The 16,115-nt window shown below is 33.7% G+C and carries 19 protein-coding genes; 6 read left to right on the top strand and 13 right to left on the bottom strand.

The annotated features are described in order from the left end of the window. Positions 1 to 103: 103 nt before the first annotated feature. Positions 104 to 931 carry a glycerophosphodiester phosphodiesterase gene (locus tag WCV66_RS08950; protein ID WP_338788703.1) on the bottom strand — a complete coding sequence of 276 codons (828 nt, stop codon included), beginning with the start codon at positions 929 to 931 and terminating at the stop codon, positions 104 to 106. Between the two features lie 624 nt (positions 932 to 1,555). Between WCV66_RS08950 and WCV66_RS08945 the strand changes: the two genes are divergently transcribed. Continuing rightward, positions 1,556 to 2,290, top strand: a complete 735-nt coding sequence (locus WCV66_RS08945; RefSeq protein WP_066340024.1) for a LysM peptidoglycan-binding and 3D domain-containing protein — start codon at positions 1,556 to 1,558, stop codon at positions 2,288 to 2,290. A gap of 61 nt (positions 2,291 to 2,351) precedes the next feature. Here the strand turns inward: WCV66_RS08945 and WCV66_RS08940 are convergent, their stop codons facing one another. Then, on the bottom strand, positions 2,352 to 2,978 hold the full coding sequence (locus WCV66_RS08940) for a metal-dependent hydrolase (protein WP_338788701.1): 627 nt from the start codon (positions 2,976 to 2,978) through the stop codon (positions 2,352 to 2,354). Between the two features lie 265 nt (positions 2,979 to 3,243). Between WCV66_RS08940 and WCV66_RS08935 the strand changes: the two genes are divergently transcribed. Beyond that, positions 3,244 to 3,573, top strand: a complete 330-nt coding sequence (locus WCV66_RS08935; protein ID WP_066340033.1) for an MGMT family protein — start codon at positions 3,244 to 3,246, stop codon at positions 3,571 to 3,573. A gap of 48 nt (positions 3,574 to 3,621) precedes the next feature. Here the strand turns inward: WCV66_RS08935 and WCV66_RS08930 are convergent, their stop codons facing one another. The 3 genes from WCV66_RS08930 to WCV66_RS08920 all read right to left on the bottom strand — a co-directional run bounded on the left by WCV66_RS08930 (position 3,622) and on the right by WCV66_RS08920 (position 4,916). After that, positions 3,622 to 3,912: a hypothetical protein gene (locus tag WCV66_RS08930; protein WP_338788700.1), complete on the bottom strand. Its 291-nt coding sequence runs from the start codon at positions 3,910 to 3,912 to the stop codon at positions 3,622 to 3,624. A 122-nt stretch (positions 3,913 to 4,034) separates the two neighbouring features. Next, complete coding sequence (locus WCV66_RS08925; RefSeq protein ID WP_066340040.1) at positions 4,035 to 4,235, bottom strand: hypothetical protein; 201 nt, start codon at positions 4,233 to 4,235, stop codon at positions 4,035 to 4,037. Between the two features lie 201 nt (positions 4,236 to 4,436). After that, positions 4,437 to 4,916, bottom strand: coding sequence for a GyrI-like domain-containing protein (locus WCV66_RS08920; protein ID WP_338788698.1), 480 nt, complete (start codon positions 4,914 to 4,916; stop codon positions 4,437 to 4,439). 485 nt (positions 4,917 to 5,401) lie between these two features. Between WCV66_RS08920 and WCV66_RS08915 the strand changes: the two genes are divergently transcribed. Together WCV66_RS08915 and WCV66_RS08910 are read left to right on the top strand one after the other, a co-directional pair. Next, positions 5,402 to 6,535 carry a glucose-1-phosphate adenylyltransferase gene (locus tag WCV66_RS08915; RefSeq protein WP_066340397.1) on the top strand — a complete coding sequence of 378 codons (1,134 nt, stop codon included), beginning with the start codon at positions 5,402 to 5,404 and terminating at the stop codon, positions 6,533 to 6,535. A gap of 416 nt (positions 6,536 to 6,951) precedes the next feature. Then, complete coding sequence (locus tag WCV66_RS08910) at positions 6,952 to 7,137, top strand: hypothetical protein (protein ID WP_066340045.1); 186 nt, start codon at positions 6,952 to 6,954, stop codon at positions 7,135 to 7,137. Positions 7,138 to 7,301: 164 nt separating this feature from the next. On the opposite strand, the gene WCV66_RS08905 is transcribed toward WCV66_RS08910, so the two are convergent. Next, the gene (locus tag WCV66_RS08905) at positions 7,302 to 7,745 is read right to left on the bottom strand and encodes a hypothetical protein (protein ID WP_338788697.1); all 444 of its coding nucleotides are present in this window, start codon (positions 7,743 to 7,745) and stop codon (positions 7,302 to 7,304) included. A gap of 503 nt (positions 7,746 to 8,248) precedes the next feature. Beyond that, positions 8,249 to 10,165, bottom strand: coding sequence for a methyl-accepting chemotaxis protein (locus tag WCV66_RS08900; protein ID WP_338789424.1), 1,917 nt, complete (start codon positions 10,163 to 10,165; stop codon positions 8,249 to 8,251). Positions 10,166 to 10,445: 280 nt separating this feature from the next. On the opposite strand from WCV66_RS08900, the gene WCV66_RS08895 reads away from it, so the two are divergent. Then, positions 10,446 to 10,532, top strand: coding sequence for a YjcZ family sporulation protein (locus tag WCV66_RS08895; RefSeq protein ID WP_157094534.1), 87 nt, complete (start codon positions 10,446 to 10,448; stop codon positions 10,530 to 10,532). A 211-nt stretch (positions 10,533 to 10,743) separates the two neighbouring features. Here the strand turns inward: WCV66_RS08895 and WCV66_RS08890 are convergent, their stop codons facing one another. The 6 genes from WCV66_RS08890 to WCV66_RS08865 all read right to left on the bottom strand — a co-directional run bounded on the left by WCV66_RS08890 (position 10,744) and on the right by WCV66_RS08865 (position 14,683). Then, complete coding sequence (locus WCV66_RS08890; protein ID WP_338788696.1) at positions 10,744 to 11,145, bottom strand: disulfide oxidoreductase; 402 nt, start codon at positions 11,143 to 11,145, stop codon at positions 10,744 to 10,746. A 7-nt stretch (positions 11,146 to 11,152) separates the two neighbouring features. Then, positions 11,153 to 11,842 carry a DsbA family protein gene (locus WCV66_RS08885; protein WP_338788695.1) on the bottom strand — a complete coding sequence of 230 codons (690 nt, stop codon included), beginning with the start codon at positions 11,840 to 11,842 and terminating at the stop codon, positions 11,153 to 11,155. Between the two features lie 37 nt (positions 11,843 to 11,879). After that, complete coding sequence (locus WCV66_RS08880) at positions 11,880 to 12,284, bottom strand: DoxX family protein (protein ID WP_338788694.1); 405 nt, start codon at positions 12,282 to 12,284, stop codon at positions 11,880 to 11,882. A 183-nt stretch (positions 12,285 to 12,467) separates the two neighbouring features. After that, complete coding sequence (locus WCV66_RS08875) at positions 12,468 to 13,316, bottom strand: M56 family metallopeptidase (RefSeq protein ID WP_338788693.1); 849 nt, start codon at positions 13,314 to 13,316, stop codon at positions 12,468 to 12,470. Then, positions 13,316 to 13,735, bottom strand: coding sequence for a BlaI/MecI/CopY family transcriptional regulator (locus tag WCV66_RS08870; RefSeq protein WP_066340064.1), 420 nt, complete (start codon positions 13,733 to 13,735; stop codon positions 13,316 to 13,318). Before WCV66_RS08870 ends, WCV66_RS08875 begins: the two co-directional genes overlap by 1 nt. A 297-nt stretch (positions 13,736 to 14,032) precedes the next feature. Continuing rightward, positions 14,033 to 14,683, bottom strand: coding sequence for a hypothetical protein (locus tag WCV66_RS08865; RefSeq protein ID WP_338788692.1), 651 nt, complete (start codon positions 14,681 to 14,683; stop codon positions 14,033 to 14,035). 429 nt (positions 14,684 to 15,112) lie between these two features. On the opposite strand from WCV66_RS08865, the gene WCV66_RS08860 reads away from it, so the two are divergent. Further along, on the top strand, positions 15,113 to 16,108 hold the full coding sequence (locus WCV66_RS08860) for a S8 family peptidase (protein WP_066340084.1): 996 nt from the start codon (positions 15,113 to 15,115) through the stop codon (positions 16,106 to 16,108). Positions 16,109 to 16,115: the final 7 nt, after the last annotated feature.

The following is a 16,115-nucleotide window of genomic DNA, read 5'->3' as shown; positions in this document are numbered from 1 at the left end:
GACATATACCATTCATTATATGATCTTTTACATCAAACAAATATTCTTAAAACTGATAGAACAAAAAAGCAGCATCTGCTGCTTTTTTGTTCGTTGAAATATATTAATTTCTAGGATCAACATAATCAGGATAATCTGTAATAATCGCATCAACATCCATTTCTAAAAGGAAATCTGCCGCTTCTTGGCTTCGGACTGTCCAAGATGAAATTTTCATTCCAATTGAGTGGACTTGATCTACTAAATCTTTTGTTACAATACCATAGCTAGGGTTAAAGTAATCTGCATACGTTGAGAACTCTTGTAATGCTTCTGGTGTTGTGTGTAATTTTGATGATGTAAGAACTCCGATTGGAACTTTTGGAAGTAATTCATTCATGATTTTCATAGATTCAAAGTTAAATGATTGGATAATAATTTTTTCATTTTGCGGCACATCTAGGTTTCTAGCTGTTAATTCCTGGGCAATACTTTCTTCAATGCCTGGATAAAGCTCTGGTGCTTTTAGTTCGATTAAAATCCCAACCTTACCATGATAACGATCAAGGATTTCAGCAAAGGTTGGTATTTTTTCTCCCTTAAATTGTTCACCTTTCCAGCTTCCTGCATCAAGGCTCCTAAGTTCAGTAAACGTTAAATCTCCAACTTTCCCAGTTCCGTCTGTTGTTCTGTTAACGCTTGTATCATGAATAATTACTAATTCTCCATCCTTGCTTCTTTGAACATCGATTTCGATGTAATCCGCTTTCATCTCGACTGCTTTATCAAACGCAGCTATTGTGTTTTCTGGTGCATATCCTGCTGCACCACGATGAGCTACAATATCAACCTTCCTTAGATCACCTATTGATTCTGCTGCAAATGTTTGATGCAGTGGACTAAATAGCAAGGTGAATGCAACACCTGCTCCTATTAATAATTTTTTGTTCATTTTAAGTCATCTCCTAACTAAAATATGAGTACTGAATTTATTTTAGATAAGAAATGTTTACCTAATATGTATTTATGATTACAACTAAATATTGATTGTGTGAAGAAAAATAGGCTAAATTTCTTAAATCTATTTACAACCCTACTACTTAAAATTACTTGAATACAATAATCTTCTCTATTTCTAGTGTGAATAATGATTTCTAAGCCCGAAGCAGACTCAGTGTTAGAAATCGCAATTAGTACGAAAGTCGGGTTATGTTTTTAAATTTAAGTCTTATCATCCTAATAATAAAGGCTTCATTTCTACTTTCTACTATAACTATTTAATCAGTTCTCCCTTAGTCCATTCCATACATATGACTAAATACCGTTTCACCAAATCTATCACATGTTTAAAAGTAGTATATTAAGAAAGGATAAAATTTCATTTAATGGATACCATAGTTAAAAATTAACAAAAATTGGCACTACTGGTCGTTTATGGTCAAGTTTGTAACCTTTCTATTACATAACTGTAACAACGTAAAGGAACTGTTAACTGCTTGACCTTTAATAGACTGTTTTTCATGTTAAGATAGGACTCATTGATTAGCACAAAGCAAGCTAACAAGGAGGAAATAACATGAAAAAAGGCATTTTATCAATCATAACAGCTACAGCTTTATCAGTAGGCTTCGCAGCGAACGCGTCTGCAGCAGTAGTTACGGTAGAAGAAGGCGACACTCTTTGGGATCTAGCCGATCAAAAAGATTTGTCAGTTGAAGATATAAAAGAATGGAATGACTTATCAGGTGATATCATTCATCCTGAAGATAAATTAAAGCTTCAAGAGCACTATGAAATTGTAGAAGGCGATTCTCTTTGGGATATTGCTAAAGAAAATAACGTTTCTATTAATGAGTTAAAAGAGTTGAATGATATTGACTCTCATATTATCCACCCCGGTGACGAGCTGATCATTGAAGATGTGAACTCCGAGGAAGTAGAACAAACAAAAGCTACACCAAAACAAAAAGTAGCGTCAAAAGTTGAAATTGATTCAAAAGAATCAACCGAACCTTCTGTTGAAGAAACGTTAACAGTAACGGCAACAGCTTATACAGCAAACTGTGAAGGTTGTTCTGGTACAACGAAAACAGGTATTGACTTAATAGCAAATCCAGATAAAAAGGTAATTGCTGTTGATCCAGATGTAATCCCATTAGGTTCTAAAGTGCATGTAGAAGGCTATGGTGAAGCCATTGCTGGGGATATTGGTGGGGCAATAACTGGTAACAGAATTGATGTATTTATTCCATCAGAATCAAAAGCAAAAAAATGGGGAAGACAAGAAGTTGAAGTTAAAATTTTAGATTAAATTTGACAAAACCCTTAGTTGCTTTTTTAGGAACTAAGGGTTCACTATTTAAATCCAAGCCTCAAAATTCTTTCGAAGAAAAAGGCAAGAAAAATTTCACGCCGCGCTTATTAAAAGGTAAAACCTTCATATCGGCAACTAAATGACTACAATATCCGATCAAACATGCAAGAAAGATCCCCTCGATTGAAAAAGCTTGTTCTAAATAATGTGCAATGAAGGCAAAATAACCAATTCCTAATAGTGAGTGAGTATAGCTTCGGTGTGGAACAAAAGAAGCGATAATGATATAGACCCCAAGTAAGATTAACCAGAGTTCTTGTAATGAAACCCCTCCTGCGAGCACTCCAAGACCGGTAATTGTCAGCATATGCCGTTGCTTTATAAAGGATGAAATAACAATAATGGCGACTCCTGCACCAATCCCCATCCATTGCTCTGTACCAGTTCCTTCAAGTAAAATGTAGATGATCATCAAAATACCAATTAATTGTGCAACCGATCGAATTAATGTGTGTGATAACGTAATTTTGTTGCTTAATTTCCCATCAATATCAATGTCTGGAATCAATCCTGATACTCCACCCATTCCTACTAGTAATAATGTTGTAGTTGGATCAGCATGAACTGTCTGGGAAACGATAAAACCGACTCCAGCCCCAATTGTTGCATGTGCAGTTCCGTTCAATTTCTCCACCTATTTCTATGTAATTTAGACTCAAAAGTCTAGTATACATGAAAATTAGTGGGAAATCGGACGTGTTTTTTTAATTTTTTTAACTTTTTGCTCTTTAAACTTGGTTGGTGATTTCCGCTGCAGGCGTTAAGCTCCAATAAACAAAGTGCCAAAACAAAGTAATTCTCCTACTATATATGATTTTCCCAATTACTCTGTCCTTAAAACCGTATTAATAGTATTATAAATTATTATCTTAATGAAAGAGGTAGATATCATGCTTTCTTTTACTGAAAGAGCAATCACCATCATCAAAAACATTCCAACAGGAAAAGTCATGACATATGGACAAATTGCAAGATTGGCAGGAAGTCCAAGAGGGGCACGGCAAGTTGTACGAATCCTTCATTCAATGAGCGCTAAACATCAACTTCCATGGCATCGAGTTATTAATGCAAAAGGAGAAATTGGTTTTAGAGATAATGATTCTTTTATTACTCAAAAACAATTTCTAGAGGATGAAGGAATTATTTTAAAGAATGATAATACGATTGATTTAAAAATATATCAATTTTATCCTGTTGATGTAGATGATACTTTGTTATAGTCTATAAAAAAAAAGAAAAAGCCCTCAGGTGAGGACTCGTTCATATACCTATTCATCTTTATTATTATTGTCACCCATATCTTCCACATCTTCAATTGGATCTTCAGGGTCAGGATCCGCATCATTTTCGTCATCTTTGTTCATCGTATCATTTTCATCTACACCAGGTACGTTTTCTTCACCTTCGATTATATCGTTAGCGTCATTGTTTGCACCATTTTCCTCAACACCGGTGTCATCTTCTGGAGGTGCTGGATCCGGATCCGCATTGTTACAGCCTACTGACACCATCGCAGCTAATAAAATACTTGTCATCATGAGATACCATTTTTTATTCATGGTCATTCCCCTTTCCTAATTAATATAAATCTTTGCTTATCATCCCCTGTATGGAAACTTTTATGCAGGACAAAATAAAAAACTTCTAACTGTAGTCAGAAGTTCTCAAAAGGTTCAGTTGTTTATTTATTTTTCTCCCATTCGGCATACAAGCCAGTTCCATTACACAAATGGCAGTCAATTGTATTTCCTGTATAAGGACTTGTTATTGTAGAAAAACCATGCCCACGGCATACAGGACACTTTCCCTGTTCTTTCATTTTAGCAATGTGTTTCTCCTTATAAGCATGATACCAGTCAGTAAAAAACTTAACAATTTTCACCTGCATCACCCTGTTGTATTTTTCCTACAGTATATTCAAATGCAGAGGACAAGGTGATAACTTGATTGTCTAAATTTATTTATAACATTATGGTTATTAGCAAAGATAAAGGGAAACGTTAAGTAAGAGGTTTTAATTTTTAAATCAACCAGAATCACGTCGCAATAAATCTGATTATGCAAAACTCTTTTGATAAACTACTTATTTTTTAATTATTGGAATCCAAACTTCCGCGCGATAATCCTCTGAATTTGGATCACCTTCAGAATAACTTTCAAATTCAGGTCCATTGGCATGCTCATATCCAGTAGAAGGAAACCATTCAGAATATATATTTTTCCAGACCTGTTGTATAGTATCTGGCATTGGCCCTATGGATTCAAAAACTGCCCATGTCGCTGCAGGAATTTTTCTTAGTTCCCAATCAGGTGAAAAGTGTTCTGTTGTTTTCTCAGCGCCAATAAAATAAGTAAATTCATTTTCTTGATGATTAAAGTCTAAACAAACCCCCAATAAACCTAAATCACCAGCTTGCTTTGCAAGAGCTTCTGAAAATCCATTTTGATTAGATTCTTTCCAAAGTAATGGGATTTTCTTGTTATTTTCACCATTTTCCATTGAAACTCTAAAACCCTTTCCAATAATAACAAATGCTTCCTCTTGAATTATTTTATAATTCATTTCCTCATCTCCTTTTATTTGAATTTGAAAGAATAAGATTTTAATATCTTCCCATTTATCATCTTAACACTAGTGAAAGAAACGAATGATAACCCAAACTATCTATATCTATTAAAAAAGTTTCGACAAATTTATTAAGAATCATGTTAATTTCTACAAGATTATCTAAAATAAAAACGTCGAAACGTAGTTATTCCCTCCCATTTGTCGAGACTGATCTAAATTAGGCGTAATATTTTGATTATTATAATACTTGAATTTTGTTATGATAAAACCTGTTGATTAGGACAACTTAGAGGAGGATTTCAATGGAAGAGTTCGTTTATTCAGTAAACCATGATGAGGAACATAAACAAGTTCCTATCGATGAGGAAGAGTTAGAATACTTTTATAAGTTGTGGGAAGAAGATCGCTTATAAAAGCTTAATATAAAATCAAGAAACTTTTTTCAGGAGGGACAATCTTTGAAGAAACAATGTATTGCAATGCTATTAGCTGGTGGAAGAGGAACAAGATTAAAAGACTTAACAGAAAACTTAGCAAAACCTGCCGTTCCCTTTGGCGGGAAATACCGAATCATTGATTTTACATTAAGCAATTGCAGAAATTCTGGCATCGATACAGTTGGAGTATTAACCCAGTATCACCCACATGTTCTTCAAAGTTATATTGGAGATGGAAAGGAATGGGACTTAAGCAAAAGAGAAGGTGGTTTAAGTGTACTCCCTCCGTACCAATGTGAAAATGGGGAGCGCTGGTATGAAGGCACTGCACATGCTATTTATCAAAATAAACATATCATCGAACAATATGACCCTGAACATGTACTCGTTATTTCTGGTGATCATATTTATAAAATGGATTACACCAAAATGCTTCAACAGCATGTGAAGTCTAAAGCAGATGCCACCATTTCGGTCATCGAAGTTCCGTGGAATGAAGCAAGTAGATTTGGAATCATGAAAACGGACGAAAATACAGGTCAAATCATAGATTTTGCTGAAAAACCAAAAAATCCTACCTCAAATTTAGCTTCCATGGGAATCTACATTTTTAATTGGAAGACATTAAAATATTATTTAGAACAAGAAGAACACAATCAATTCTCCACGAAAGATTTCGGGAAAGACATAATCCCTGCTATGCTTCAAAATAATCTTAAACTATTTGCCTATGAATTTAATGGCTACTGGAAAGATGTTGGAACAATCGATAGTTTTTGGGAAGCAAATATGGATTTACTTAAAAAGGAAACTAATATTCTTCTTAATGAAAAAGATTGGAAGGTATACACGGTTGAACAAACCCATCCTCCACAGTATCTTGATGTAGATGCAAGAGTGACACAGTCGCTTATCAGTGAGGGCTGCGAAATTTATGGATCTGTTGAAAATTCCGTACTTTTTAGTGGCGTAAAAGTAGGAAAAGGAGCAATTATTAAGGATTCTGTCATTTTACCGAATGCAGTAATAGGAGATAATGTACATATCGAAAAAGCCGTGGTTGGATCAGGAGTCTTGGTAGAAGACGATGTTGACCTTACCTCCAATGGCATTACTCTAGTTGGTGAAAATATTCATAAACAACAAAATAAGCGTGTTTTATCAAGTGTTATTTAATACATATTATATAAAAAATACCTATTCCCCACTCCGTCAAACTGGGTAATAGGTATTTTTTATTATTGATTCTCCGTGCTGTAAAAAGCACTTTACAGGTGGCAAGTACAACAGATGAACAACATAAACTGACAGAAGAGACATTTAAAGTAGTCAATTATTTAAGTAATCTAACGAGCGAATTAGATAAAGTGATAAATAGATTAAAAGAATAGATGCAACAAAAGCGCAAGAGCCCCATAATTTTCCGTCGTTATTTGTTAAAAAAACAATATTCTTCACCTTTCTTCATACAATCTGATGATAGATGTAGATAAATTTTGTCTGCTACATGCAGGAAAAAGCGATCCTCACCGTAAAATATTAAAGAGGACAAAATATTAGTCTATCAAATTAAGGAAAGGTGGTAGTTGTTGTTGAGAGACGATATAACCTTACAACAAATCGCTGAAGGTCTTCCGAAGTCCGTTTTAAATGCATCCGATAAAGACTTGGAAGGATTTCAAAAAATTATAGAAGAAACAATTAAATTACGCGAAGGACATAGAAATTTACAAAAGATGATTAAAAGTTATTCTACTTCTGGAATCCAGCGTTCTTAATTTGTGGAAATGATTAACAGTAGTGTGTTCTTTTATTGGGAATCTTAATTATTTATCAATGTTTCAGGTAGGTCTTTGCTAATACTTCTTAGACAAGAGGAATTAAAAAAAGACCTACCCAAAGGCAAGTCGTAATAATTCACAATATAAATAAAAATATCAGCCTACATATTCAATGTATTACCACCAATTCCATTTATCCCAGCTATCACCTTTATTATTAGCCATGCGTAATCATGTTTATGATCTTTATCTTCCTTGCCACAGTACCAATCTCTCCAAATATCGATAGACTCAATACAACGATTCTCATGTTTTAGACAGCCATCCCAATTCCCCAAGTCTTGATCATCCCGATCTTCTTTCCAATCGTCCCACTGGTTTTGGCCATAACTCTTAACCCATTCATAATCAAACCAATCATTTCCATTCGAACTCTTATTTCCCCAATACTCCGCTCCATTGTCTTCGGAAAAAATAAAATCAAAAACAGTTTGAAAGAAATTTTGGTTTGAATATGTACTACCAGATGTTGCAAATGTAGAAGCTGGAATGGACAATGCACAAATAAGTAAACAACTAAACAAAAAACGTTTAACTATTCTCAAAGTTTCACCTCCTTCCATGCAATCATTTGGTTTTAGTGTTTTAGAACTATTCAAAATCCGTTCTTATTATAGTATAATACGCACCGTTATTAAGAAAATATGGTAATTCAATCATATTTTATGACTTTTTTCATGTTAATTTTTAGTAGAATTTTACCTATTTAGAATAATTCCGATATTGTCTTTTGTTTCAAGGTCTAAAGACATACAATACTACTGTTCAAGTCACAAAACGTAAAAAAACCAGCACGATAATACTTCGGACTGGTAGTCATTTTTAAAGAAAAAGGAAAGTTAATTTCCTTATTTCATTAGCTATTCACTTCTGTATTTAAGCTTGGCTTTCCTAATCCTAAGCTTTCAAACACTATTCCAAGCTTATCTTCACCTTGAGTGAAGGTTGTTTTTTTGATCCTTTTATTAATTTTATAGAGGCAAACCCAAAGTCTTTATATAAAGAATTTTGAGTTATCCTCCTCTACATTAATAGTTTTTTACTCTCTTTAATATTTATATTTTTGGATCACACTTTGCAATTCATCTGCCATAGTTGAGAGTGATTTGGCAGAGTACGTTATTTCTTCCATTGAAGCTAATTGTTCCTCAGTCGATGCTGCTACTTCCTCAGATGTTGCGGCATTGCTTTTTGCAACATCCGCTATTTCATTTGCTGTTGCTGCTACTTCTTGTACTCCTGCAGACATTTGTTGAGCGGTTGCTGATACAGATTCCATCTGAGGGGTTATTTCTTTCATACTTAATAATATTTCTTGGAACTTTTTTATGGCTTCATCTGAAACCGTTAAACCATCCTTAACATCATCTGTTACTTTAGACATTTTGTTTACAGCATTTTTAGTGTCTTGCTGAATCGCATGGATGAGTTGAACGATTTGTTGGGCGGAAACATGTGATTGCTCTGCTAGCTTTCTGACTTCATCCGCCACTACCGCAAAGCCTTTACCTGCTTCACCAGCTCTTGCCGCTTCAATCGCAGCATTTAATGCTAATAAGTTTGTTTGATCTGATATACCAGTAATCACTTCTACTATTGAACTGATTTCTTTAGACCGATCTGAAAGGGATTGAATCATTTCATTAGATTCTTTGACTGAATGAAAAATAGAGTTCATTTGGTCAACCGTTTTCTTAACAGATTTTCCTCCTTCTTCGGCTTTAAAGATCGTTTCTTTTGAAAGATCTGTTACATTCAAAGAGTTCTGAGCAATTATGTTTGCGCCCTGTGAGATTTCTTCAAGTGAATCAACATTTTTATCTATACCATAGGTTTGTTTTTCAGCACTACCAGCTACTTCTTGAATGGCAGTTGCAACTTGCTGTGTAGCAATACCTGTCTGTTCTGCACTAGCCGTAAGTTGCTCTGCAGCTGATGCAACCTGTACCGAATTATCTTCTACCGTTTTTAATAATGTACGAAGGCTAGACTGCATATCACTAAATGACTGTCCTAAATCACCAATCTCGTCTTTTGAGGTAATTTTGATATTTTCAGTTAGATCACCTTCACTTATTTTTTTTGCTTTTTTCTGCAAATCTTTTAATCTGTTTGTTATGGATAACACAATAACTACTACTATTGCAGCACCAACAATGACCGATATCGCGATAATAAGCATTGTTGTATTTAATATTGGCTTTGCTGTATCATTTACCTCATTGGAAAACATTGTTCCTGCTACTTTCCAGCCTGTGAGTTCATTTGTGAGGAAGTACATTTCTTTTGCCAATCCGTTTAATTTATATTGAAATTGTCCTGACGGTTCTGTGTAGAGATTATTATAAAATGTTTCTTTTGCCTGTGAACCGGTTTCCGCTATTGGACTTACAATAAAGTTTTTTTGTGCATCTAAAAGGATCGCATATCCTTCATTCCCAATTCTAACTTCTTCAGTTGTTGCTTTTAAATTTTTTATATTTAAGTCAATACCTATTACACCAGAACCATCATTTAATGTTCTAGTTATTGTTACTACCATATCACCCGAATCTACATCAATGTATGGACTAGTAACGATACTTTCTCCCTTTTTCTGTTCTGCTTCTTGATACCATGGTCGTTCTCTAGGATCAAAATCACTCGGTAACTCTATTTTAGGATACGTGATCATAAGTCCATCAGTTGTCCCGACGTAAATTGTCTGAACCTCTGGATGTAAATCGATGTATTGTTTTAATTTTGATATTACCTCTGAGTTTTCACTACCTTTGTCATAGAGTTGGGCACTAATTTCTTCTGAGAAAAAATCTGTATCGTGTATTTTAGGTGCAATCGTGTTATTAATATTCGAGTTTAGTAGCTTAACATTATCTTCAGCACCATCTAATAGTTCTTCTTTTAGCTGTTCTTTCGCACTATTATATGCTAAGAGACCCACTACTAAGGTTGGAACAATTAGCATAACTGCAAATGTTATATATAATTTTGCTTTCAAATTAAATTTTGTCCCTGATAACCGATATTGTTGTTTATTCACTTTTTTTACCTCTCTTTTTTGTATTTAGCATTAGATGTCCTATATGAATATATATCGGCATTTTTCTATATATTTTAACTATTTATTATTTCTCCATAATTTTCACTAAAAAAACGCCCATTTTTTTTATCTCCATGCATGTACCATTCAAAACAAGCTCCTTGTTCATAAGATGTATTATCACTTAATAAAGGTGGTGAACTATATGGGCTACAATGGAGGTAACAGTTTCGCTTTAATTGTTGTTTTGTTTATCCTATTAATTATTGTTGGTGCATCATTTTACAACTAATTAATCCTTGTAATATCCTCTTTTAACCCCCTTCTATTATTTACACTATCCACTCACTACTAGGAAGCGAGAATCTTCTCTCGCTTCTTTTTCAAGAACAAAAGCGCAAGCGCCTTGACCAGCCCCTCTAGGGGCTAGGCGCTTCAAGAATTTTATAATTTCCAAAACAATAAAAAATAGGAACCTATTTAAAGATTCCTAAAATTAATCATCAGTGATTTTTTTTAAGGACGAACATCATAATCGTAATCATACTAAATGCAATGAAAGCTAAAAATGGGATCGTGATAAATCCTAATGCATTTATATGCTCGCCTGAGCAAGGGATACCACTTGTACACATCTCAAACTTTTGCAGTACTGGGATTTTTTGCAAAGAATAATGGTAGGCTGAAATGAGCATTCCTACAATTGATATCGGCAATACATATTTATACACTTTACGATCCCCATAATAAAAAGCAATTCCTAGTAAAAGTGTTAGTGGATACATAAGAATCCGCTGATACCAGCAGAGAGTACATGGCGTATAATGTAAAAATTCACTAAAATACAGACTTCCTAATGTCGCAATGAGAGAAGTAATCCATGTGACTAGCAATGCTTTATTCATCGAGTAATTACTCCCCTTTTGCTGCGTTTTCAACCATTTCTTTGAAATCTTCATAGCTATTACCTTCAAATTTTTTACCGTTCACAAAAAGAGTTGGCGTTCCAGTTATTTCTAATTTGCTAGCTTCTTTCATATCATGATCCCAAGCTGACTCGGACTCTTTATTATGAAATGTTTTCACTACTTTTTGCGCTTCCTCTTCAGAAACAATTTCCTTTAGCGCATCTTCAAGAAATTCTTCTGTAAAAATATCCATTCTTTCATATTTTAAATCGTTAGGCTGTTTGTTAAATAGAAGTTCATGAAACTCCCAAAAGGTTTCATTCCCTAGCTCCTTATAAACAGCCTCTCCGAATTTCGCCGAACGAATTGAATCAACGTTAATAAACGAGTAATTCATAAAATAAAATCTAACCTTCCCAGTATTAATAAAATCCTTTTGAATTTGAGGAAGAAATGACTCATTAAAATTCTTACAAATTGGGCATTTGTAATCACCGAACTCAACAATTTGAACGGGTGCTGATTCCTCACCAAGAAACGGTTGTTTATTGTAATCAATTGCCTCAACTTTTGATGTTGTATTTGATAAAAAAAGTAAACCTCCCATACAGATCGCAAGTAAACCTACGATCCAGAAAATGATCTTTGGAGATTGTCTTTTTGTTTGTTTTTTACTATTCTTTCCTTTCGACATGTGGACACCTTCTTTTATATTGTTCGTTCTAATTAGCTTAGGCCGCTTCTTTATTTGCTAGCTTTGCATCAAGAGATAGAGGTGACTTCCAATTTAGAAAGAGGAAGAGAGCAATCACTGCAAATGCTAAATCTAATTCATAGCCTGCACCTTGACCATTCCCCATAAATCCAGCAGATAATTTCACTTTTACTGTTGCTGCAATCATGATGACAAAAAGCAGCGCAGATATATAGCGAGTGCCTAAACCTATAATTAACATTAGCCCTCCAAGTAACTCAATCCCAGCAACTATGTACGCCATAAATCCCGGTATACCAATGCTATCAAACCAACCTGCTGTATTCCCAATCCCACCTTGAAACTTTGCTAAACCATGAATGACAAATGATAGACCTAAAAAAACACGTAGAATAAATGTACCAACCTCAAAAGACTTCATTTTATTTTTCTCCCTTCATATTTTAATAGAAACAACATCTAAAACACTACACCACGTAGTGTAAGTGTGTAAAAAAATATGCTGTTGCTTATTTCATATATATACACTACACATTGTAGTGTATATATACATATTGGTCAAGACATAACACTTTATTATCAAGTAAACCACTAAGCTAAACACTCAAACAATAACCATTAAAACCATTAAGAGCAAGATCATGTTAATCGAGATAAAAACCGATTTTGTCTGTAACTTTACAGGGATTGACGACTCTGGCTCAATTAATTGTTTTATTCGAAAGTCTACAGTTCCATCTGCAAATGGGACAAGTACAGATGTTACGTTCCCTTTTAGTCGTGTTTTTACAAGTTTAAGAAGTGCACTACCAAGTCCCAGTTCTGAACCCATTAGATTAACCGCATATTCATCAGCAGCAAGTTCTATCATAATTTTATAATTTTGATACGCCCATTTCGTCAGTGGAATATACCACATAACCTCAGAAATCATTTGGAGAACAAATACTTTGAGTGGATCAAAGTACCTTTGATGAGCGGATTCATGATAAATAACTGCTTCTAGCTCTGCATGATCTAACATCTCAATAAGTTCTGTAGAAAGAACAATGGTTGGTTTAAAAAACCCAAAGGTAAACGCAATATGCTCATGACAATTTATTACATGAATATCCATATGCTTACGATAGTATTTTTTATTTATTTGTTCAGTCAACTGACTATTTTTTAGTAATGCAATTTTTCTCTTAACTCTATTTATATCAATTACTTGAAGGACTACTTTTTTACAAAGAATGAAACAGGTATAGGCAATAAAAGTATTTACACCTAATAAAACAGAATGATAGACAACTGTATTTCCCCTAAATAAGCTTATACAAAGTTGAAAGATATTTAGATTGATCATTGTTCCTAACAAATGATTAAGTACATACATCCCCATTTGAACAAACAGCAAAATCGCAAAGAAAAGACCTAGACCTAAAACGACTAGTGATTTGTATCTCCACATTATTTACTTTTTCCTTTTTTTAATTGATCAATTTTTTGTTCTAGTCGATCGAGTAAACTTTGATCAACTTCTTTCAAAGAATCGAGCATATGATTGACAACTAGTCCGCCAAATTCATCTAGCAGATTTTCTGTTAGCTTTTTTGATTGCTCTTCAATGAATTCATCCTTCGTTTTTACAGGTTTAAAAAGCGATGATCTACCTTCTGCTCTTTTTTCTAGTATTTTCTTTTCAACTAGCCGATTCATCACGGTCATAACTGTATTAAAATTCGTCGCTTTTTCTTTTTCAAGCTGCTGTTGAACCTCTTTTATACTCTTTTCAGAGCCTTCCCAAAGAATGTCCATGATTTTTGCTTCTAAAGGACCAAAGAACCGATTTAATCCAACTTCATCATAGCGAAAATTGTTTATGTTCATTTTCATCACCTTCCATTACATATTGTAGTGTAAGGAGTTTTTTTTATCAATAAAACTACCAATAAAAAAACCTAAATTATAAATCCCTTCGTTATCCTACTTCATATAATTGAGAATTTTCATGAAATCAAACTTTTTGAGAATATAGCTAAGAAAAAAACAAAAATGCACCTGATAAATTGTTATCTGATGCATTGTGATAGTAAATAAATTTTATATGTATATATGTTTTTTAGCTTTGTATATGTCGTCTTAACGAATAAATAGTTGATTTTATTTTACACAATGAATGACTTATTATTTGATGCTATTTCTAAAATTATCGTAGTCAGTTTTAATATACTGAAATAATTTTGTGTTGCCGCCATGATCTGGATGAGTAAGTTTCAGTAATTCTTTATATGCTGATAACACTTCATTACTGCTCGCCTTTTTTGATAGACCGAATTTTTGCAAAAGATCATATTGGACAGTATTGTAAAGTTTGTTATTTTCGCTATTTTCACCTGTAAGCCTTTCTTCTTTTAATTTTATTAGTTCTTCTCGTAATTGAATATTTTCTTTTAATAAATCCATTGTTTCATTATGTAATTTTCTTTTTTCATTCTTTAATTGGATTATTTCGTTAGTTAACATATCTCTTTGGTGGGATAATACTTTTGTTGCTGTTTTATGTAGTTCTTCTACCCCTTCTATATATACATCTTTTTCTTTTATTTTTAATTTTAAATAGCGGATGATCTCATCTTTGTCTTTATCTTGATTAGTTCTTTCCTTAACTAGCGCTGAAGCTGCATTGTCAAAAACCGAAAAGGCTTCCGTATTCCTACTCCCTGTTCCATCATATTTAACCTTGCCTTCATTTAACCAACGTCTTACTGTTTGAATGCTTCTACTATCCGATAATCCTGCTTCCTTTAACATGTAAAATGCTTGATCTGTGTTCACAATGTTCCCTCCCTTCTGTTCTTTTCTATTACATTACTTTGTTTTATATAGACACTTATTATATATATAAGCTACCTTGATTCTTTTTCTGTTCCGATTCTCAAAAATGAGTATTTATTCATAAGGAAATCATGTTGATTTCCTTATGAATAAAAGTTGCCACTTGTATATTTTTATCGATATTTTGTCATTCAAGAGTAATACTTAGTAGATTTCGAATGATAGAGTCTAAGAGAATGATAAACAGTGAAAAAGTAAGCTAAATCAATAATTCAAGTTGGATTATTAGTTCTTTTTCCCTCGATTAAGCGACTTTATAAGGCTAATTAATCAAAAATGAGAAATTTATTGCTTTTCATTTAAAAACCATCCACAATTTGGTATACATAAAGAGTAGGTCAGTTAAAATTTCAAATTCGGGAGGTAAACATGACTAAAACACCGTTACAAGTCAAATTGGTTCCTTATACGATTAATTCAATTGTCGAAAACACAAATGAAACTCCAGAGGGTGTTCGTTTAATACAAGCACCTATGATTTGGGAGAAAAGCAGCCATGGTGAAAACATTGTTATTGCAGTTATTGATACTGGTGTTGACAAGAATCATCCAGATCTAAAGGATCAAATTATCGGCGGAAGAAATTTTACAACTGATCATCATTCAAATCCAACTATTTTTAAAGATAATAATGGTCATGGTACACACGTAACAGGTACCATTGCTGCTAGTTTAAATAATAAAGGTGTTGTAGGGGTTGCACCAAAAGCAAAAATTTTAAGTTTAAAAGTTTTGACAGGAGAAGGCTCTGGAGATTATGAATGGATCATAAATGCTATTAACTATGCTGTTGACTGGCGTGGTCCACAAAACCAAAGAGTTCGTGTCATTTCAATGTCACTTGGTGGTCCACATGATGTTCCAGAGCTTCATAAAGCCATACAAAATGCGGTTAATCATAATATATCAGTCGTTGTTGCAGCAGGAAATGAAGGTGATGATAGAGAAGATACGTTTGAGTATTCTTATCCAGGTAGTTATAACGAAGTCATTCAAGTAGGTGCTGTGAGCAATGATTTAAACCTTGCACCGTTTACAAATACAAATGCAGAAGTAGATCTTGTCGCTCCTGGTGTTGAAATCGTATCAACATATCTAGATAATCAATATGCGTCACTATCTGGAACCTCAATGGCAACTCCACACGTAGCAGGTGCATTAGCTTTACTTATTAACTTAAGTGAAAAAGAGTTTGGTAGACCTCTTATTGAAACTGAAATCTATGCACAGCTAGTCAGAAGAACTTTACCTCTAGGAAATCGTAAAAGCTCTGAAGGTAACGGTTTTCTCTTACTCGACTTAGTAGACAAAGTACGTGAGATTATCAATGTTGCAAGAATTAATCTTATTGAAACAAAAAATTAATAGTTTG

This window comes from Metabacillus rhizosphaerae (genome assembly GCF_037201795.1).
GTDB classification, from domain to species: Bacteria; Bacillota; Bacilli; order Bacillales; family Bacillaceae; genus Metabacillus; species Metabacillus rhizosphaerae.
The sequence above is the reverse complement of the archived record's forward strand: the minus strand, read 5'-3'. Positions and strand labels throughout refer to the sequence as shown.